An 18,840-nucleotide genomic window follows, 5' to 3' on the forward strand; every position below is an offset into this window, starting at 1 on the left:
CCATGCGGCTCTGTTAAAGTCTGGGCCCGACCAGGACCTGTCGAGAACCCCATGCCTGTGGCTGCCTGCTGGAGAGGACTCCGGCGCCCACAACGAAGGCCATCGCGCTGATGGCCGCACCGATGCTCGATACCTACCGCGAGGTGGTGACGCCGGAGGGTGTGCCGCTGCAGTTGCCGGCGGCCGGCCCGGTGCCTCGGGCGATGGCCTGGCTGGTCGATCTCGGCGTGCGCATCGCGGTACTGGTGCTGATGTCGTTCCCGCTGGCGCTGCTGGACAAGTTCGGCACCGGGCTCTACCTGGCGCTGATGTTCCTGGTCTACTGGGCCTACCCGATCATCTGCGAAGCGCTGTGGGGCCGTACCCTGGGCAAGCGTGCGCTGGGCCTGCGCGTGCTCGCCCGCGATGGCGCGCCGGTGGGCTGGATGGCCGCGGTCACCCGCAACCTGCTGCGCACCGTGGACATGCTGCCGTTCGGCTATGCACTGGGCCTGATCAGCAGCCTGTTCGATCCGCATGGCCGTCGCCTCGGTGACCTGGTGGCAGGCACCGTGGTGGTGCACGCACCGGCGCTGTACCTGCCGCCACCGCCGACCATCGACAGCGTGCTGGCTCCGCCACAACCGTTGCGGCCGGAAGAGCAGGCGGCACTGATGGCCTTCGCCGAGCGCGCACCTCGACTGTCACCGGCGCGCCAGCAGGAGCTGGCCGGCATCGTCGAACCTCTGACCGGTACCCACGGCCAGATCGGTGTGCTGCGCCTGTACGCGATGGCCAACTGGCTGCTGGGCCGGCGATGAAGCAGGAACAGTTCGTCGCCCGCTACCAGCAGGAATGGCAGGACCTGGAGCAATGGTTGCTGCTGCGCGCTGGCGTGTCGCGCCGCACGCGCCGGAAGGCCAGTGGTCTGTCGCTGCACGACACCGCCTTCCCGCAGCGCTACCGGCGCCTGTGCCAGCAGCTGGCGCTGGCCCGTGAGCGCGGCTACAGCCCCCAGCTGGTGCAGCGCCTGCAGCAGTTGATGCAGCAGGGCCACAGCGTGCTGTACCGCACACCGCCGACGCGCTGGCGCGCGGCGCTGGAATTCCTGGTGGCCGACTTCCCGCTGCTGGTGCGCAGCCAGGCACGCAGCATGTGGGTGGCGCTGGCGATGTTCGCGCTGCCAGCGCTGGCCTGCTTCGTGCTGGCGCAGGTCCACCCGGACCTGATCCACATGCTGATGGACAACCGCCAGATCGCCGCGATGGAGCGCATGTACGACCCGGCCGCCGAACGCCTGGGCCGCGACAGCGGCACCGACTGGATGATGTTCGGCCACTACATCATGAACAACATCAGCATCGCCCTGCGCACCTTTGCCAGCGGCCTGCTGGCTGGGCTGGGCACGCTGCTGGTGCTGCTGTTCAACGGCGTGACCATTGGTGCGGTGGCCGGCCACCTGCAGCACATCGGCCATGGTGGCCCGTTCTGGCGCTTCGTGGTCGGCCATGGCGCGTTCGAGCTGACCGCGATCGTGATTGCCGGCGGCGCCGGCCTGCAGCTGGGCATGAAGCTGCTGGCACCGGGCCGGCGCAGCCGCCTGGATGCACTGGTCGACGGCGGCCGCATCGGCGCCCGGCTGTGCCTCGGCGTCGCCTTCATGCTGCTGGTCGCGGCCTTCATTGAAGCGTTCTGGTCATCGATCGCCGAAGTGCCGGCGTGGGGCAAGTTCAGCGTGGCCGGCGTGCTGTGGGCCGGCGTGCTGCTGTGGCTGTGGCGCGGCGGACGCGGAGGCAGCGATGCGCATTGACCACCTGGACGTGGTGCTGCGGGCGCGCAGCGGCTGGGAAGCCATGGAGCTGGGCAACGCCCTCGCCCGCCGGCACGCGCGTGCGGTGTGGGGCAGCTGGCTGCTGGCCAGCGCACCGCTGTTCGTGATCTTCAACGCGCTGGGCTGGTGGCTGGATGCGTTCGGCTGGGCCTGGCTGGCGATGTGGTGGTGCAAACCGCTGTTCGAACGCGCACCGCTGTACGTGCTGTCGCGCGGCATCTTCGGCGAGCCGGTCGGTGCGCTGTCAGCGCTGCGCGTCCAGCGTCACTGGGGCAACAGCGGTTTCTGGGGCTATCTGGGATGGCGCCGCTTCAGCGTGCTGCGCAGCCTGTGCCTGCCGGTGAACCTGCTGGAGGGCAACGCCCCCGACCAGCGTGGTCCACGTCGGCGCGCAGTGGCGGCCGGTGCCGCTGGCGCAGCACTGGTACTGACCGTGGCCTGCATGGCCTTCGAAGCGGCGCTGGTATCGGGAGCGATCGGCGCAGTGTTCATGTTCATGCCGCTGGAGCTGATGTCCGAATCCTGGCGCGCAGCGTGGGACATGATCGGCCGGGATACACCGGCGTGGGCGCGGCTGGGTTTCAACCTGGCGTGCTGGCTGGCCTCGGTGATGATCGGCCCGTTCTTCGTCGGTGGCGGCTTCGGCCTGTATCTGAACCGGCGCACGCAGATGGAAGCCTGGGACGTGGAAATTGCCCTGCGCCGCCTGCGCGATCGTCTGCTGCCGGCCGCATCGACGCTGGCCCTGCTGCTGTGCCTGGCGCTGCCACTGGTCTCCGCATCGGTGCATGCGCAGGACGCAGATGCCGGGCCGGAGCGTGTGCTGGGCAAACCCAGCGACGTCGGCGCCGATACGGACGACGACGAAGCCACGATCGACCCGGCCAACACCCCGGCAACGATCTTCGGCACCTCGCCGGTGGACACCGCCGGTTTCCGCCAGGCGGTGAACCGTGCCTATGAGGATCCGCTGCAGCGCCCGACCCGTCAGGTCACGCACTGGAAGCCGATCGAAAAGGCCGAGGAAAAGAAGAAGGAAGACAAATCGCTGCAGAGCGACAGCAGCAACAAGGGCGAGCGCAAGCCGCGCAAGGACGGCATCGCCTGGCTGGCACGGTTGGCCGAATGGGGCCTGTGGGGCCTGCTCGGCGTCCTGCTGCTGGTGCTGCTGCTGACCGCACGTCTGTGGCTGCCGTGGCTGCGCGGCAGCGGGCGGCGCAAGGCCGAGGCGGCACCGCAGGTGGTGGAGGAACAGGTGACGTTGCCGGTGGTGCTGCCGCCGGACGTCGCCACCCAGGCCGGCCTGTTGTGGGACCAGGGCCGGCCACGCCAGGCGCTGGCGCTGCTGTACCGTGCCAGCGTGCGTACCGTCGGCGAGCGCAGCGGCATCGCGTTGCCACCCGGCGCTACCGAAGCACAATGCCTGCGCGCATCGCGGCGCATGCCCGAAGCAGCCGACCGTGATCTTTTCGCGCGCATCGTGCGCATGTGGCAGTACGCCGCCTATGGTGGACGCCTGCCCAGCCGCAGCGATTTCGACGCGCTGGCCGAGACCCTGCGCCAGCAGTACCGGTGGCAGGCATGAGCCCGCGCCTGTTCTGGTCATTGCTGCTGGGCGTGCTGGTGCTGTTCGGCGTGCCGCTGACCATCCTCTACCTGCGCACGCACGAGCGGGTCACCGAAACGCTTCCGCTGCCGCCGCAGGGCGAAGCCGCCTACAACCCGCTGTACGTGCTGGGCCAGGCGCTGCGCGCCGACGGTATCGACGTGCACGCGCGGCCGCGGCTTGAGCTGCAGCAGATGGCGCTGGCGCCGCACGACACCGTGGTGCTGTTGCAGGACAGCAGCGAGCTGCCGGCACCCACCGTGAAGCAGCTGCTGGACTGGGTCGACCGTGGCGGCCATCTGCTGGTGCGCACGCCGCCGCCGGCCGAAGACGATGCCAGCAGCACGCAGGGGCCGCTGCTGGACCAGCTGGGCGTGGACAGCCTGTTCCAGCGCAGCGACTGCCAGCCATTCCACATCGACGACGACACCGGTCACAGCGAATTCTGCGGTGGCCGCCGCTTCACGCTTGGCTTTGCCGCCAAAGCGCAGGCTGAGCGACGCTGGGGTGGTGATCGCGATCTGGTGTTCGCGCGCCTGCGCCACGGACAGGGCAGGGTCAGCGTACTGGCCGACATGGAGTTCATGCGCGGCGATGTCGACTCGCCTGCAGCGCGCCTGGCGGCTACTGCCGGCAAGGCCAGCGACGGCCTGCATGATCCCGCCCACCGCGACCTGACCCGCTACCTGCTCGATCCGAACTACGGCAAGGGGGCGGTCTGGCTGGTCTATGCCAGTCAACCGCCATCGCTGTGGGCGCGCCTGTTCTACCAGGGCTGGCCGTTGTGGGTGCCTCTGCTGCTGGCTTTGCTGGGCTGGTTGTGGGGCCGCTCGCAGCGCTTCGGCAGCCTGCTGCCGTCGCCCGTGCTGGAACGCCGCTCGCTGCTGGAGCACGTGCGTGCCAGTGGCGAACTGCTGCTGCGCTTCGGTCACGGCACGCGCCTGTACGAGGCCGTGCTCGCGCTGTTCCTGCACCGCCTGCGCCTGCGCGCGCCGGTTGCCGCCGCACTCGACGGCGCGCCGCGCGATCAGGCCATCGCCGAGCTGCTGAAGTGGCCGCAAAGCCGCGTCGCCAGCGCGCTCTCCCCCCCTCCGCCGCACGATTCCTCCGCCCTGCGCGAGCGCATCCGCTTGCTGCTCCAGATGAGATCCCTGCTATGACCGAAGTCCCCGAGCTGCCGGCGGCCGCGAACGCCCGCCTGATCGAACGCGTCGATGCCATCCGCGACGCTATCGGCCACGCCTTCATCGGCCAGGCCGAGGTGCTTGACCAGATCCTGGTGGCCCTGCTCGCCGGCGGTCACGTGTTGATCGAGGGCGTACCCGGGCTGGGCAAGACCCTGCTGGTGCGCGCACTGGCACAGGCCCTGGAACTGGACTATGGCCGCGTGCAGTTCACCCCCGACCTGATGCCCAGCGACGTCAGCGGCCACGCCGTGTACGACCCGAAGAGCGAGAGCTTCAAGATCCGTCGCGGTCCGGTGTTCACCAACCTGCTGCTGGCCGACGAGATCAACCGCGCACCGGCCAAGACCCAGTCGGCGCTGCTGGAAGTGATGCAGGAAGGCCAGGTGACCATCGAAGGCAAGGCCTTCACCCTGGCGCCGCCGTTCATGGCACTGGCCACGCAGAACCCGCTGGAGCAGGAAGGCACCTACCCGCTGCCGGAAGCACAGCTGGACCGCTTCCTGCTGAAGGTCCTGATCGACTATCCGCAGCTGGAGGACGAGAAGCGCATGGTGACCGCGATCACCAGCGGCCGCGCCGCCAGCGATTTCGACCTGAGCAAGGTGCCGCGCGTGCTCGGTGCTGGTGAGCTGCTGGAACTGCAGCGTGCCACCGCAGCGATCACGGTTGACGACGAAGTGATCGACTACGCGGTTCGGATCGTGGCGGCGACGAGGCAGTGGCCGGGTATCGCGGTCGGCGCCGGCCCTCGTGGCAGCATCGCGCTGGTGCGTGCCTCGCGCGCGCAGGCGGTGCTGGCCGGTCGTGATTTCGTCACCCCGGATGATGTGCGCGACATCGCGCGCCCGGCGCTGCGCCACCGCATCGCGCTGGCACCGGAACTGCAGATTGAAGGCCAGGACACCGACGACGTGCTGGGCGCACTGCTGGCCAAGGTGGAAGCGCCGCGTCGATGAGACCGGCACCGCTGCTGCTGTTGCTGCTGCTGGCCTGGGCCGCGCTGGGCGGCCTGGTGCTCGGCGGCGTGCTGCCGCGCTGGAGCTGGGCGCTGGTGGCGCTGGCGATTGCCGTGCCGGCGTTGATGGATCTGTGGCGGCAGTCGCGGCGACCGTCGCCGCAGGTGCAACGCGAGCTGCCCGAGGCGCTGGCACTGGGCGTGCGTCGCGAAGCCGCGCTGCGCCTGCAGGCCGGACAATCGATGACGGTGCAGGTGTTCGACCTGGTGCCCGGCGGCTGGCCGCTGGAATCACTGCCGCAGCGCGTACGCCTGCAGGGCGGCAGTGCCTCCACCCTGCACTACCACCTGCAGCCGCTGCAGCGTGGGCATTTCCGCTTCGAAGGCGTGCACCTGCGCATGCGCTCGCCGTGGCGGCTGTGGTGGCAGCAACGCACCCTGCCACCATCGCTGGACGTGCGGGTCTATCCGAACTTCGTGCCGCTCACCCGGTTTGCGTTGTTCAGTGCCGACCAGGCCTCGCGGCTGGTCGGTGCGCACGTGAAGCGCCGCCGGGGTGAAGGCACCGACTTCCACCAGATGCGGGAGTACCGCATCGGCGACAGCCTGCGCCAGCTCGACTGGAAGGCCACCGCACGTGCGCGCAAGCTGATCTCGCGCGAGTACCAGGACGAGAAGAACCAGCAGCTGTTGCTGATGCTCGACAGTGGCCGGCGCATGCTGGCCAGCGAAGGCGGGCTCTCGCACTTCGACCACGCGTTGAACGCCTCGCTGGTGGTGGCCTACCTGGCGCTGCGCCAGGGCGATGCCGCCGGCCTGTTCGCTGCCGGTGGCGAACGCCGCTGGGTGGCGCCGCAGCGTGGCATGGGCACGGTCGAGCACCTGCTGCGCGCCAGCTACGACCTGCAGCCGCGCGCAGTCGCCACCGACTACCTGGCCGCCGCCACCGAGGTGTCGCTGCGCCAGCGCCGGCGGGCGCTGGTGATGCTGGTCAGCAACGTGCGCGACGAGGATATCGAGGACCTGCTGGCGGCGGTGCGCCTGCTGCAGCGCCGCCATCTGGTGTGCGTGGCCAGCCTGCGCGAACGCGAACTGGACGCTGCGCTGGAAGGTGACGTGCAGACCCTGGAGGACGCGACCCAGGCCGGTGCCGCTGCACTGTACCTGCAGCAGCGCGCGAAGGCGCATGAGGCACTGCGCAGCGAGAAGGTGATGGTGCTGGACGTGACCGCCGATGCCCTGCCTGCCGCACTGGTCGAGCGCTACCTGGCAGTGAAGCGCGAGGGGTTGCTCTGATCGATGGCGCCGGGCATGGCCCGGCGCTACCGACGCATTGCGCTGGTTCGCGGCCGCTCTGGTAGGTGCCAACCTTGGTTGGCACGAAACCCAAACCGCCGACCAAGGTCGGCCTCTACCCCTTGCGGTTGCCGGCCAGCGGCCGGCACTACCCCTGCAACGGCCGACGCATCGCTCTGGTGGGTGCCAACCTTGGTTGGCACGGAATCAACAGCGCCGACCAAGGTCGGCCACTACCTACAGCGGTTGTTCTACGACAGGCGTCGGTTGCCCACGCCGGCCCGGGGGGCGCCGCACCGCCATCAGACGTAGATCCGCGTTGGCGCCTCATCGACGATTGCGTGCGGCACGAAGCGCGCACTGTCGCGGGTGATCGCGCTGTCGTCCTCGCGGATGCCGATACCGCAGGCGTGGTCGCCGATCACCCAGCTGCCGATCAGCGGGTAACCGCCTTCGAAGCGGGTCAGCGGATGCGCACGCTGGATGATCGCCGGGCCGTCGTAGGGACCGTCACTGCGCTGGGTGCTGCCATCGGCCAGGTGCATCTCGATGTTGGCACCTTCGCGCGAGAACAGCGGCTTGCGTACCCAGCCCGAGGCCAGCGTGCTGCCGTCATCGAAATGCGCTTCCAGCAGGTTCGGATGGCCCACGTTGCGCTGCCACAGCAACGGCAGGATGCCCTTGTTGCTCAGCACCGCTTTCCACGCCGGCTCCAGCAGCTGCACGCCCGAGCCGGGCAGCGCACGACCGAATTCCTCGGCCATCAGGTCTTCCAGTGGATACAGCTTGAACAGCGTGCCGATCACCGAATCGTCCAGCGCGGTGAAGCGACCGTCCTCGGACAGACCGATATCCTCGACAGCGATCGCCTGGCCATGCAGGCCGGCCTGCGACGCACAGTCGCGCAGATAATCGACGGTGCCGCGGTCTTCTTCCGAACTGCCCACGGCGCTGAAATACAGCGGCGGCGGCAGCTGCGTGGCCAGTTCGCCGAAGCGTTCGACCAGCGCCTCATGGATCGCATTGAACTGGTCAGCATGCTGCGGCAGGCGACCGGCGTTGCGCTGGTCCTCCAGCCACTGCCACTGGAAGAAGCTGGCCTCGAACAGCGAGGTCGGCGTGTCGTAGTTCAGTTCGTACAGCTTGGCCGGGCCGGTGCCGTCATAGGCCAGGTCCAGGCGCCCGTACAGGTGTGGCTGGCGCTGGCGCCAGCTGTCGGCGATCCAGTCGCGGTAATGCGACGGAATCGACAGCTGGTCCATCAGGCGTTCGCTGCCGATGACATCACCGACCAGGTCCAGCGCCATCTGGTGCAGCTCGGCGCTGGGGTCTTCGATGTCCTGTTCGATCTGGCGCAGGGTGAAGGCGTAGTACGCGCTCTCATCCCAGTACGGCTGGCCGTCGATGGTGTGGAAGCGGAAACCCGCCTCTTCCGCGCGTGCCCGCCACTGGGCACGCTCGGCAATCCGGATACGCTGCATGGGTCGATCAGCCGCCGTAGCTGCCGCTGGTGCTGCGGCGCGCGCTGGTGTTGCCGAAGCCACCACGGCTGGCAGTGACCGCACGGTTCGGCTCGCTGGTGACCGGGGCGAGGCCAGCCTTGCCCGCGCCGATGCCGCTGGCGGTGTTCAGGCCACCGCTGCCGCCCGGTGCCGGACGCGCCCAGCCGGCGCTCTTGTCCTGGTAGGCCGGCGACGCCGCCGGCGCCTGCGGAGCGAGGCCACCGCGGTTGCTCAGCATCTGCGACATGAAGAAGCCCATCATCATCGGGCCGATGAACGAGGTGCCGGCCGAGGTGTGCTGCTGCACGCACTGTTCCGGCTTGTAGTCCTTCTCGCAGGCTTCCTTGCTGGCGTACTTCGGCGCGGCATCGGCGGCCTGCTTCTGCGCTTCCGCGAAGGCATTGCGGCACGACGACGGATCGCCGGTGGCCTCGGTGCAGGCCTCGACCGAGGTGTACAGGCCTTCCTGCACCTTCACCTCCGGCTCCTTCTGGCAGGCGGTGAACAGCAGCGGCGCAGCGCTCATCAGCAGCAGCGCGGTGGTGCGGGAACGTTTCATGGCCTCATGCCCTGTCGACGGATCAATGCCCCAATGATGCCAAATCCGGACCAGCAACCGGAATCGGCAAAGTCCGAAAGATGAACGGACTTTCATTTTCGTCGTTCCAATCAGGAATCGGGGTCGGATCCGGTCAGATCGCGGCCAACTGTCAAAGGCGGGGTGGGTCCGGTGGCAGGGGCGTGAGCGCCATGGGCGCGAGGCATGCCTCGGGCGGATTGGGCAGGACGCTCAACCCCGGTCTTGCCGTGTGCGCAGGGAAGCGCACACGAGCAAGGCGCGACCGAGGCTACATGGACGTACTTGCGCCGTCCCCTGCCACCGGACCCACCCCGCCATCCCACGGATAGCCCAGCTGTTGCTGTTGAGGTTGCCGGCCAGCGGCCGGCACTACCGCGGGTGCCGGGCGCAGCCCGGCCCGACCACCTCCGGTGGTTGCAGCAGCAACCGAAAAAATTGTCCATGATCGGGCGACCCCCACGTCGTACGGCCCGCCCGTTCCGCCAGCCATGCCCGAATACCGTTCCCGTACCTCCACCGCCGGCCGCAACATGGCCGGCGCCCGCGCCCTGTGGCGCGCCACCGGCATGAAGGACGGCGACTTCCACAAGCCGATCATCGCCATCGCCAACTCCTTCACCCAGTTCGTGCCCGGCCACGTACACCTGAAGGACCTCGGCCAGCTGGTCGCGCGCGAGATCGAAAAAGTCGGCGGCGTCGCCAAGGAATTCAACACGATCGCCGTGGACGATGGCATCGCCATGGGTCACGACGGCATGCTGTATTCGCTGCCCAGCCGCGAAATCATCGCCGACTCGGTGGAGTACATGGCCAACGCGCACTGCGCCGATGCGCTGGTGTGCATTTCCAACTGCGACAAGATCACCCCCGGCATGCTGATGGCCGCACTGCGCCTCAACATCCCGGTGGTGTTCGTCTCCGGCGGACCAATGGAAGCGGGCAAGACCAAACTGTCCGAGCACAAGCTGGACCTGGTCGATGCGATGGTGATCGCCGCGGACGAAACCGCCAGCGACGAAAAAGTGGCCGAGTTCGAGCGCAGTGCCTGCCCGACCTGCGGGTCGTGCTCGGGCATGTTCACCGCCAACTCGATGAACTGCCTGACCGAAGCGCTGGGCCTGTCGCTGCCCGGCAACGGCTCCACGCTGGCCACCCACGCCGACCGCGAACAACTGTTCCTGCGCGCCGGCCGCCTGATCGTCGAGCTGTGCCACCGCTGGTATGGCGGCGAAGACCCGACTGCGCTGCCGCGTGGCATCGCCACCCAGGCCGCGTTCGCCAATGCGATGACCCTGGACATTGCCATGGGCGGGTCCACCAATACCATCCTGCACCTGCTGGCCGCCGCGCAGGAAGCGGAAGTGGACTTTGACCTGACCCACATCGATGCACTGTCGCGGCGCGTGCCGCAGCTGTGCAAGGTGGCGCCGAACACGCCCAGGTACCACATGGAAGACGTGCACCGCGCCGGGGGCGTGTACGGCATCCTTGGTGAACTGGCGCGCGGTGGACTGCTGGATACCAGCGTACCGACCGTACATAGCCGCAGCCTGGCCGACGCCATCGCACGCTGGGACGTGGCGGTCAGCAGCGACTCGAACGTGCAGGACTTCTTCCGTGCCGGCCCGGCCGGCATCCCCACCCAGGTGGCCTTCAGCCAGGCCACACGCTGGCCGACGCTGGACGTGGACCGTGCCGAGGGCTGCATCCGCAGCGTCGAGCACGCCTATTCGGCCGAAGGCGGCCTGGCCGTGCTGCGTGGCAATCTGGCGGTGGACGGCTGCGTGGTGAAGACCGCCGGCGTGGACGAATCGATCCACGTGTTCGAAGGCAACGCGCGCGTCTACGAAAGCCAGGACGCGGCCGTGGCCGGCATCCTCGCCGACGAGGTGAAGGCCGGCGACGTGGTGGTCATCCGCTACGAAGGCCCGAAGGGTGGCCCCGGCATGCAGGAAATGCTGTACCCGACCAGCTACCTGAAATCGAAGGGCCTGGGCAAGCAGTGCGCACTGCTCACCGATGGGCGTTTCTCCGGCGGTACCTCGGGCCTGTCGATCGGCCACGTGTCGCCGGAAGCCGCCAGCGGCGGCACGATCGGCCTGGTGGAAGATGGCGACCGCATCCGCATCGACATCCCCGCCCGCCGCATCGATCTGCTGCTGGACGAAGCCACGCTGGCCCAGCGCCGCGCCGACGCCGATGCACGCGGCTGGAAACCGCGTGCGCCGCGCCCGCGCAAGGTCACCAGCGCGTTGAAGGCCTACGCCCTGCTCGCGACCAGCGCCGACAAGGGCGCCGTACGCAACACCGCCCTGCTCGGCGACTGATCTGTGTGCGGTAATGCCGGCCGCTGGCCGGCATCTGCACGATGCATCCGCGTACCAATGAGGTTGCCGGCCAGCGGCCGGCACTACCCATCCTGATCCGTTATGGTGTTCCAGGAAGTCACCAACACGGAGGTTGCGATGATGTTGCTTTCCTTTGCGCTGGCCGCTGCCATGGGCACGTCAGCCGAACCGCCCAAAGCCCCGGACTGCAGCTACGACCGCGATGCGATGCTGGCGATGGAACCGGATGCGTTCGATCAGGACATGGAAGGCGGCTGGCGCACGCTGGCCGACCGTGGCTGCCACCGCGAAGCCGCTGACCTTCTCGCCGCCTATGCTGCGTTGCCGAAGGCTGCAGGCAACTCCATGATTCTGTGGCATGAAGGCCAGATGCGTGCGGAGGCGGGCCAGTACCCGCAGGCGGTGGCGCTGATGCAGCGCACCTACAAGCCCACCGACACCGATCCCGGTTACTGGAACGCCTACGTGGACGGCACGATCGCGTTCCTGCAGCGCGATCGTGCGGCGCTGGAGAAAGCGCGTGCAAGGTTGATCGCGATTCCTGCCCCGGCGCAGATTGCCAGGGCGCTGAAGGATGGGCGCTATCACTTCACGACCGCCGGCGGGCAGAAGGTGGATGCGCCGTGGCCGCCGAACCTGGACGTGCTCGATGGCTTCCTGCGCTGCTTTGATCGCGATTACCACAATGCGATGGGCAACCAGTCCTGCCGGAATCCGGAGGGCGGTTGAGCGACAGAGTGCGTGGTGGGATCAGAGCCCTTCCTGCGGAAGGGATCCGACCCTGTGTCAGCCGATCACGCGCTTGAACGGCGGCAGCGCGTCGATGATGCGCTTGCCGTAGCGGCGGGTCAGCAGCCGCGAATCGAGAATGACCACGCGGCCGGTGTCGGTGGAGGTGCGGATCAGTCGGCCGGCGAACTGGGTCAACGTGCGCAGCGCATGCGGAATGGCGATCAGGTTGAACGCGTTAAGCCCGCGCCCCTCGAACCACTCGCTGAGCGTGGCGGTCTGCGGATCGGTCGGCACCGCGAATGGCACCTGGGTGATCACCACCGTGGTGCAGGCTTCGCCGGGCAGGTCGAGGCCTTCGCCGAACGAATTCAGCCCGAACAGCACCGAGCCTTCGCCCGCCGCCACGCGACGCAGGTGCTCGTCGATCAGCCGGGTCTTGGACATCTCGCCCTGCACCAGCACCCGCTTGCGGCGCGCGGCCGACATCAGCCCGGCCACCTTCTCCATCTTCCAGCGCGAGGTGAACAGCACCATCGAGCCCTTGGCCCAGTCCAGTTCGGTGTCGAGGTAACGCGCCACTTCGCGCGGGTGGCCTTCGCGGTCGTCCGGCGTGACCGGGAACTTCGGCACGATCAGCTCGGCCTGGTTGGGCAGGTCGAACGGCGACGACAGCGAGACCATCTCCGCCTCTTCGGGAATGCCGTTGTCGATCGCCAGCGACTGGAAATCGCCACCGCCGGTCAACGTCGCCGAGGTCATCACCACCGAGTCCACTTCATCCCACAGCAGTTTGCGCAGCACGTGCGCGGCCGACACCGGCGAGCCGTGCAGCACCAGGTCGCCATCGCGGGTGGCAGTCACCCAGCGCGCCATCGGCGGCGCGCCATCCTTGTCCTCGCGGCGCCACGCCTGCCACAGGTTGTACTGCTGCTCGATCATTTCCAGCGCCATGCCCAGGTTGCGCTGCAGGCGCTCGCGCGCGGCATCGTCCTGCTTGCCCTTGGCCACCTGCGCGGTGGCGGCATGCGCCCAGTTGTAGAGGCTGCGGGTGTCGTCGGCCAGCGCTTCGATCGGCTCGCGCCAGGCCTCGGGCAGGCGGCCGTTGGCGGCGCGCCACATCGGTTCCTCGTCGGCCGGTGCCGGCATCCATACCCGTTCGATGTGGTCGCGGAACGCACGCAGCTGCTTGGCCACGTTGCTGGCGACGTCGATCGCTTCGTTGGGCAGCAGGTTGCCCAGGCGGTCCTTGTCGACCGCGCGGTAGGCACCGGCAATCAGGATCTGCAGGCGGCCTGTGCGCTTGGCCATCTCGTCCAGCGCCAGGCTGGCCGCGCCCTGGTCGATCGCCACGTTGCCGATGTGATGACCTTCGTCCAGCACCAGCAGCATGTCCGACGGCGGTGCGATCAACGGCTGGCCGTTGTCGCTGTCGCCGATCGACAGCGCTGACAGCAGCAGCGCGTGGTTGGTGACCACGATCTGCGCGTCGCGCACCGTGTTGCGCGAACGCAGCACCGCGCATTGCGCCGAATAGGCGCAGCGGCGCCCGGCGCAACCCGAAGCCGGCGTGGTGATGCGACTGCGCAGGCCGGGGCTGATGGTCTCCGGCGCGTTGTCGATGTCGCCATCCCAGCTGCCACCGGTGAAGGCATCGGTCAGGCGCTTGGCGATATCCATCTCGATCGGCGCCAGTGGCCGGTCGAACAAGGGTGCGTCATCCTCGAACATGCCGCCCTGCGAGCCCTCGCCCTGCGCTTCGGCAGCATTGCGCGTGCACAGGTAGCGGGTACGGCCCTTGGCCAGCGCGACAGTCGCTTCCAGGCCGGTGGCCTTGAGGAAATTCGGGATATCGCGCTCGACCAGCTGCGACTGCAGCGCCACGGTGCCGGTGCTGATCACCAGCTTCTTCTTGCTGGCCAGCGCGATCGGTACGCCTGCGGTGAGGTAGCCCAGGCTCTTGCCGACGCCGGTGGGCGCTTCGACCACGCCGACGCCACCGCTTTTCGACAGCGCACGCGACACCACGCCGATCATCTGGCTCTGCGAGCGGCGGGTGGAGAAGCCGGGCGTATTGGCCTGCAGCGTCGTGTACGCCTTGCGGATCGCGTCCTTCAAGGGGTCATCGAGCGTGCGCGGAGCGGCGACGGTTTCGGTCACGCCGGGAAGTACCGTGGCTGGATCGGGCCGGTCATTGTCGCATGGCCGGCCACGTTCACCGCCGCTGGCACCCTGAACGGGCCAGCGACGACGCCAGGCGGCGGTCACGGTCCGATGGCCGGACCGCTCAAGGGCCAGATACGCCGGGCATGGCCCGGCGCGACCGGTCAGGCCGCCGGGATCGGGCGGGTACGCAGCAGGCGCACCAGCGCCCATACCAGCAGCACCACGCCGATGGCCTCGACCATCGCCAGCGCGAAGTGCAGCACGCCAAGGATGGCACTCATGCCCGAGATGGCGTCGAAGTTGCCGCTCTTGATCAACCACATCGGCAGGATGCCGGCGGCCATGCCGCCGAGGCTGGACAGCAGCAACAGCACCAGACCGACCAGGGCACCTGTGCGGGTGGCATCGCGTGGTGCGCCGACCACCCAGACCAGGCCCACGCACAGTGCGATCAGCACCGGCAGGCGCACGCCCACGATGCTCAGCACCGTCACCATCAGGGTCGTGTTGTCCATCGATCAGTCCTCGCCGGCAAGCACGGCGGCACCCTGCCGCAACGTCTGGTAGACCTCGTCGGTCTGCGGGCGCACACCGTGCCACTGCAGGAAGCTCTCGGCGGCCTGCTCGACCAGCATGCCCAGGCCGTCCACGGTATTGCGGCAGTTCGCTGCACGCGCCCAGGCCAGGAAGGCGATGGCGGCCTCGCCGTAGTTCAGGTCGACGGCGGTGGTCATCGAGTTGACCAGCGACAGTGGCAGCTTGAACTCAACGTCGCGGTCGCGGCCGGCCGAGGTGGCGTTGACGATCAGCTCGAAGTCGCCCAGCTCGCGCAGGTCTTCCCAGTAGCGGCTGATCGCGCGGCCCGGCTCGCCCATGGCGTCGATCAGTTCATCGGCGCGTTCCGGCGTGCGGTTGACCACCACCAGTTCGGTGATTCCAGCATCGAGGAAGGCCGGAGCGACGCTGCGCGCGGAGCCACCGGCACCGATCAGCAGCATGCGGCGGCCACGCAGGTCCAGGCCGTGGCGGTCGGTCAGGTCGCGCACCAGGCCGATGCCATCGGTGGTGTCACCATGCCAGCGGTCGCCCTTGCGCAGCAGCGTGTTGACCGAGCCGGCGCGGCGCGCGCGCGCGGTCAACGTGGTGCACACCGAGAACGCGGCTTCCTTGTGCGGCGAGGTGACGTTGGCGCCGACACCACCGTCGGCGGCGAAGGCTTCCAGGCCGGCCAGAAACGCATCCGGGGCCAGGTCGATCGCGCGGTAATCCACCGCGATGCCTTCCTGGCGACCGAACGTGGCATGGATCTGCGGCGACTTCGAGTGGGCAACGGGGTGTCCGAAGACGGCGTAACGGTCGGTCATGGAATCCTCAAGCTGGCTAGACTGGTGCTCTTTCGTGCACGGACCCGGATGATGCGCATCACCCCGCCCCTGCTGGTGCTTGCCGCCAGTCTACTCTCTGCCCCCGTGGCGATGGCGTTGAACGAGTACGGCATCGAAGGCATGGGCGTGGTCTCGACCCGCGCCGACGAGGGCCGCGCCACGATCAGCGCCGATGGCCAGCGCATCGTCTTCGCCCGCCGTGGCGAGGCCGGTTGGGGCCTGTGGGAGGCGCGCGTGGTCGACGGCCGCTGGCAGCAGGCGCAGGCCTTGCCGGTAGGCGTGGCCGGTGAGGCCCGTGATCCCTACTTCAGCCGTGACGGCCGCTGGCTGCTGTTCGCGGCCGGCCGCGAGGGCAAGCTGGCGCTGTACCGGGCCGCGCTGGCTGCCGATGGCCGGCTGGGCAGCGCGCAGGCCCTGGCCGGTGATGGCGGGCGCCGGGAAGAACGCGGGCCGGCCCTGAGCGCGGATGGCCAGCGGCTGTTGTTTGCTCGGCAGCAGGGCGGTGGCGCGGGCTGGGACCTGTTCGTGACCACATTGGATGCCCAGGGCAGGCGTGGCCCTGCAACGGCGTTGACCGCGTTGAACAGCGCCGATGACGAGACCGATGGCGATTGGCTGGGTCATGGCGGCGCCGTGGTGTTCAGCCGCGGCAGCGGCACGACCGCAAAGGTGTGGAGCAGCGGCTGTGCGTGGACCGGTGCGGCGCTGCAGCCATTGGGGCTGTCGTTCAACCAGGCCGATGGCTGGACCGGCGCGCCGGTGATCGACAACGCCAAGCCCGGCGAGATGGTGGTCGCCAGCAGTGCGGCGAAGGCACCGCGTGCCGGTGGCGTGGATGTGTACCGGTTGGCCGTGCCGAAGGTGGCGGCGGTGGCCGGGTGCATGCCGTAGATCCACGCCACGGATGGATGATCGTTTGGTAGATGCCAACCTTGGTTGGCATGCGGGAAAGCGCCAACCAAGGTTGGCGGCTACCAGAACGTGAGGGTCAGCGCGACAGCACCTTGGCGCGCTGCTGCTCGTATTCCAACTCGCTCAGCTGGCCGTTGTCCTTGCGCTGGTTCAGCGCGGCCAGCTCGGCCTGCACGCTGTCCGGCAGAGCCTGCTCACGGGCCACGTGACGGGCGGCGGAGAGCTGCTCCGGCGGGCGCTTGCCGGCCCGCCAGGCGGCGATGAAGACACCGACGATGATGGCGCCGAACACCAGCGTACCGATGCCCCAGATCAGCCATTGCATCCATCCCAGTTCGGGTCCCATCGCGTAGTCCTCCGTCTATCGTGGCGCTATTGTCAGCGCTCGCGCAGCCATCGCGCCACCTGCGGCGCGAAATAGGTCAGCACGCCGTCGGCACCGGCCCGCTTGAAGCCCAGCAGCGACTCCAGCACGCAGGCGCGCTCGTCCAACCAGCCATTGGCGAAGGCGGCCTTCATCATCGCGTACTCGCCGCTCACCTGGTAGGCGAAGGTCGGTACGCCGAACGTCTCCTTCACCCGGCGCACCAGGTCCAGGTACGGCATGCCCGGCTTGACCATCACCATGTCGGCGCCCTCTTCCAGGTCCAGCGCAATCTCGCGCAGCGCCTCGTCGCCGTTGGCCGGGTCCATCTGGTAGGTCTTCTTGTCGGCCTTGCCGAGGCTGGCCGCGCTGCCCACCGCATCGCGGAACGGACCGTAGAACGCCGAGGCGTACTTGGCCGAGTAGGCCATGATGCGCACGTTGATGTGGTTGTCGGCATCCAGCGCACGACGGATCGCGCCGATGCGGCCGTCCATCATGTCCGACGGCGAGACGATGTCGACACCGGCTTCGGCGTGCGATACCGACTGCTTGACCAGCGCCTCGACGGTGATGTCGTTCAGCACATAGCCCTTGTCGTCGATGATGCCGTCCTGGCCGTGCGTGGTGTACGGGTCCAGCGCCACGTCGGTCATCACCCCCAGCTCCGGGAAGCGTGACTTCAGCGCGCGGATCGCACGCTGCGCCAGGCCGTCCTCGGCCCACGCCGCCGACGCGTCCAGCGACTTCAGCGACGGGTCGATCACCGGGAACAGGTCGATCACCGGGATGCCCAGCTCCAGCGCCTCTTCGGCCACCTTCAGCAGCTCTTCGATCGACAGCCGCTCCACGCCCGGCATCGACGGTACTGCGGTGCGGCCGGCCAGTTCGTGCACGAACACCGGGTAGATCAGGTCGTCGGTGGTCAGCGTGTTCTCGCGCATCAGGCGGCGCGAGAACTCGTCGTGACGCATGCGGCGCGGGCGGTAAAGCGGGTGGGACATGGCAGGCTCCGAGGAGTGGCTATTGCAACAGGTAACCCTGCGGCAGCAGGGGTTCAGGCAAGGGGCGTTCGCCGAGCGCGTCGAGCTGGTCGATCTCGATCGTGCGCACCAGCGCGTCCAGCGGCAGGTCGTTCGGCTCCAGGCCGAACGGGTCTTCCATTTCTTCGCCCAGCTGGTCCAGGCCGAAGAAGGCATAGGCCAGCACCGCCGACAGCACCGGCGTGCCCCAGCCCAGCGAACTTGCCAGGCCGAACGGCAGCAGCACGCAGAACATCCATGCACAGCGGTGCAGCAGCAGGGTGTAGGCAAACGGCAGCGGTGTGGTGAGAATGCGCTCGCAGCCGGCCTGGATCGACGACATCGCGTGCAGGCGTTCTTCCAGCTGGGTGTAGAGGATCGGGTCCAGCTCACCGCTGCGCAGTGCCTGCGCCAGTTCGGCGGCGATCATTGACAACAGCGCGTCGGGCACGTTCTCGCGCTGGCCCAGCTGTTCGCGCTGGCGCTTGTCCAGCCATGGCAAGGCCACCAGGGCGACGATACGCCCGCGCAGGCGACCGGCCAGGGCATGGGCGAAGGCGGTGGTGAGGTAGGCGATGCGGCGACGACGGCCGGTGTCATCGGCCAGCAGCAGGTTTACCTGGCGGGCCAGCGATCGCGATTCGTAGACCAGCTGGCCCCACAGCTTGCGGCCTTCCCACCAGCGCTCGTAGCAGGCGCTGTTGCGGAAGCTGAGGAAGATCGACAGCACCAGGCCGAGCAGGGTGAACGGCGTGACCGAGACGCGCTCGATGCCGGTCGGCGGTGCCAGTTCCACCACTGCGGCCACGGCGATGGACAGGATCAGGATGGCCAGCACCTTCGGCGCGATCGCTTTTACGATCGAGCCGCGCAGGATGTACAGCAGTTGCCAGCCGTGGGGACGGGGTCGGATGATCATGGGGCAGCCGCGCCGGGCGCGGATTCACAGGCACGCGGGGGGCTCGCGCAGCCATTCAT

General features: G+C 68.4%; 17 protein-coding genes. 9 read left to right on the forward strand and 8 right to left on the reverse strand.

The genetic code is table 11. The features are described from left to right. Nucleotides 1–110: 110 nt before the first annotated feature. Genes V9K93_RS08130 through V9K93_RS08155 form a run of 6 tightly spaced genes read left to right on the forward strand, consistent with a single transcriptional unit; the run spans nt 111 to nt 6,854 of the window. Nucleotides 111–800, forward strand: coding sequence for an RDD family protein (locus tag V9K93_RS08130; protein ID WP_136639201.1), 690 nt, complete (start codon nt 111–113; stop codon nt 798–800). Next, nucleotides 797–1,789 (forward strand): stage II sporulation protein M, encoded by a 993-nt coding sequence (locus tag V9K93_RS08135; RefSeq protein WP_295380696.1) that lies wholly within the window; start codon nt 797–799, stop codon nt 1,787–1,789. Before V9K93_RS08130 ends, V9K93_RS08135 begins: the two co-directional genes overlap by 4 nt. Further along, the gene (locus V9K93_RS08140) at nt 1,779–3,395 is read left to right on the forward strand and encodes a DUF4129 domain-containing protein (protein WP_337302346.1); all 1,617 of its coding nucleotides are present in this window, start codon (nt 1,779–1,781) and stop codon (nt 3,393–3,395) included. Before V9K93_RS08135 ends, V9K93_RS08140 begins: the two co-directional genes overlap by 11 nt. Continuing rightward, complete coding sequence (locus V9K93_RS08145; RefSeq protein ID WP_136639204.1) at nt 3,392–4,576, forward strand: DUF4350 domain-containing protein; 1,185 nt, start codon at nt 3,392–3,394, stop codon at nt 4,574–4,576. The genes V9K93_RS08140 and V9K93_RS08145 overlap by 4 nt, the downstream gene beginning before the upstream one ends. Continuing rightward, entirely contained in the window at nt 4,573–5,559 is a 987-nt protein-coding gene (locus V9K93_RS08150) for an AAA family ATPase (protein ID WP_337302347.1), read from the forward strand. Before V9K93_RS08145 ends, V9K93_RS08150 begins: the two co-directional genes overlap by 4 nt. After that, complete coding sequence (locus V9K93_RS08155; protein WP_337302348.1) at nt 5,556–6,854, forward strand: DUF58 domain-containing protein; 1,299 nt, start codon at nt 5,556–5,558, stop codon at nt 6,852–6,854. The genes V9K93_RS08150 and V9K93_RS08155 overlap by 4 nt, the downstream gene beginning before the upstream one ends. Nucleotides 6,855–7,156: 302 nt before the next feature. On the opposite strand, the gene V9K93_RS08160 is transcribed toward V9K93_RS08155, so the two are convergent. Together V9K93_RS08160 and V9K93_RS08165 are read right to left on the reverse strand one after the other, a co-directional pair. Beyond that, complete coding sequence (locus tag V9K93_RS08160; RefSeq protein ID WP_337302349.1) at nt 7,157–8,335, reverse strand: glutathionylspermidine synthase family protein; 1,179 nt, start codon at nt 8,333–8,335, stop codon at nt 7,157–7,159. Nucleotides 8,336–8,342: 7 nt separating this feature from the next. Next, entirely contained in the window at nt 8,343–8,915 is a 573-nt protein-coding gene (locus V9K93_RS08165) for a DUF1190 domain-containing protein (protein WP_014038869.1), read from the reverse strand. Nucleotides 8,916–9,424: 509 nt separating this feature from the next. Between V9K93_RS08165 and ilvD the strand changes: the two genes are divergently transcribed. Together ilvD and V9K93_RS08175 are read left to right on the forward strand one after the other, a co-directional pair. Then, the gene (gene ilvD, locus V9K93_RS08170; protein ID WP_136639209.1) at nt 9,425–11,263 is read left to right on the forward strand and encodes a dihydroxy-acid dehydratase; all 1,839 of its coding nucleotides are present in this window, start codon (nt 9,425–9,427) and stop codon (nt 11,261–11,263) included. Between the two features lie 138 nt (nt 11,264–11,401). Further along, nucleotides 11,402–12,013 (forward strand): hypothetical protein, encoded by a 612-nt coding sequence (locus V9K93_RS08175; protein WP_136639210.1) that lies wholly within the window; start codon nt 11,402–11,404, stop codon nt 12,011–12,013. Nucleotides 12,014–12,070: 57 nt separating this feature from the next. On the opposite strand, the gene dinG is transcribed toward V9K93_RS08175, so the two are convergent. The 3 genes from dinG to aroE form a co-directional block, all read right to left on the reverse strand. Continuing rightward, nucleotides 12,071–14,173: an ATP-dependent DNA helicase DinG gene (dinG, locus tag V9K93_RS08180; protein ID WP_136639211.1), complete on the reverse strand. Its 2,103-nt coding sequence runs from the start codon at nt 14,171–14,173 to the stop codon at nt 12,071–12,073. Between the two features lie 167 nt (nt 14,174–14,340). Continuing rightward, nucleotides 14,341–14,694, reverse strand: coding sequence for a hypothetical protein (locus V9K93_RS08185; protein ID WP_136639212.1), 354 nt, complete (start codon nt 14,692–14,694; stop codon nt 14,341–14,343). A gap of 3 nt (nt 14,695–14,697) precedes the next feature. Further along, nucleotides 14,698–15,543, reverse strand: coding sequence for a shikimate dehydrogenase (gene aroE / locus V9K93_RS08190; RefSeq protein ID WP_006400656.1), 846 nt, complete (start codon nt 15,541–15,543; stop codon nt 14,698–14,700). 48 nt (nt 15,544–15,591) lie between these two features. Between aroE and V9K93_RS08195 the strand changes: the two genes are divergently transcribed. Next, entirely contained in the window at nt 15,592–16,455 is an 864-nt protein-coding gene (locus V9K93_RS08195) for a hypothetical protein (RefSeq protein WP_337302350.1), read from the forward strand. A gap of 97 nt (nt 16,456–16,552) precedes the next feature. Here V9K93_RS08195 and V9K93_RS08200 read toward each other — a convergent pair whose 3' ends face one another. From V9K93_RS08200 to V9K93_RS08210, 3 genes are read right to left on the reverse strand one after another with little or no spacing between them, the layout of a single operon-like run. Next, nucleotides 16,553–16,822: a hypothetical protein gene (locus V9K93_RS08200; protein ID WP_049461678.1), complete on the reverse strand. Its 270-nt coding sequence runs from the start codon at nt 16,820–16,822 to the stop codon at nt 16,553–16,555. 32 nt (nt 16,823–16,854) lie between these two features. Next, a complete protein-coding gene (gene hemB / locus V9K93_RS08205) occupies nt 16,855–17,844 on the reverse strand; it encodes a porphobilinogen synthase (RefSeq protein WP_006400669.1) in 990 nt (329 codons plus the stop codon). Between the two features lie 19 nt (nt 17,845–17,863). After that, entirely contained in the window at nt 17,864–18,781 is a 918-nt protein-coding gene (locus V9K93_RS08210; RefSeq protein WP_012512425.1) for a bestrophin family protein, read from the reverse strand. Between the last annotated feature and the right edge of the window lie 59 nt (nt 18,782–18,840).

The organism is Stenotrophomonas sp. CCNWLW162 (assembly GCF_037203745.1).
Lineage (GTDB): Bacteria > Pseudomonadota > Gammaproteobacteria > Xanthomonadales > Xanthomonadaceae > Stenotrophomonas > Stenotrophomonas maltophilia_AQ.

Bases quoted from the DNA above. Each gene is read 5' to 3' on its own strand.
- V9K93_RS08130 (WP_136639201.1), top strand. From the start codon at position 111: ATGGCCGCACCGATGCTCGATACCTACCGCGAGGTGGTGACGCCGGAG.
- V9K93_RS08135 (WP_295380696.1), top strand. From the start codon at position 797: ATGAAGCAGGAACAGTTCGTCGCCCGCTACCAGCAGGAATGGCAGGAC.
- V9K93_RS08140 (WP_337302346.1), top strand. From the start codon at position 1,779: ATGCGCATTGACCACCTGGACGTGGTGCTGCGGGCGCGCAGCGGCTGG.
- V9K93_RS08145 (WP_136639204.1), top strand. From the start codon at position 3,392: ATGAGCCCGCGCCTGTTCTGGTCATTGCTGCTGGGCGTGCTGGTGCTG.
- V9K93_RS08150 (WP_337302347.1), top strand. From the start codon at position 4,573: ATGACCGAAGTCCCCGAGCTGCCGGCGGCCGCGAACGCCCGCCTGATC.
- V9K93_RS08155 (WP_337302348.1), top strand. From the start codon at position 5,556: ATGAGACCGGCACCGCTGCTGCTGTTGCTGCTGCTGGCCTGGGCCGCG.
- V9K93_RS08160 (WP_337302349.1), bottom strand. From the start codon at position 8,335: ATGCAGCGTATCCGGATTGCCGAGCGTGCCCAGTGGCGGGCACGCGCG.
- V9K93_RS08165 (WP_014038869.1), bottom strand. From the start codon at position 8,915: ATGAAACGTTCCCGCACCACCGCGCTGCTGCTGATGAGCGCTGCGCCG.
- ilvD (WP_136639209.1), top strand. From the start codon at position 9,425: ATGCCCGAATACCGTTCCCGTACCTCCACCGCCGGCCGCAACATGGCC.
- V9K93_RS08175 (WP_136639210.1), top strand. From the start codon at position 11,402: ATGATGTTGCTTTCCTTTGCGCTGGCCGCTGCCATGGGCACGTCAGCC.
- V9K93_RS08185 (WP_136639212.1), bottom strand. From the start codon at position 14,694: ATGGACAACACGACCCTGATGGTGACGGTGCTGAGCATCGTGGGCGTG.
- aroE (WP_006400656.1), bottom strand. From the start codon at position 15,543: ATGACCGACCGTTACGCCGTCTTCGGACACCCCGTTGCCCACTCGAAG.
- V9K93_RS08195 (WP_337302350.1), top strand. From the start codon at position 15,592: ATGATGCGCATCACCCCGCCCCTGCTGGTGCTTGCCGCCAGTCTACTC.
- V9K93_RS08200 (WP_049461678.1), bottom strand. From the start codon at position 16,822: ATGGGACCCGAACTGGGATGGATGCAATGGCTGATCTGGGGCATCGGT.
- hemB (WP_006400669.1), bottom strand. From the start codon at position 17,844: ATGTCCCACCCGCTTTACCGCCCGCGCCGCATGCGTCACGACGAGTTC.
- V9K93_RS08210 (WP_012512425.1), bottom strand. From the start codon at position 18,781: ATGATCATCCGACCCCGTCCCCACGGCTGGCAACTGCTGTACATCCTG.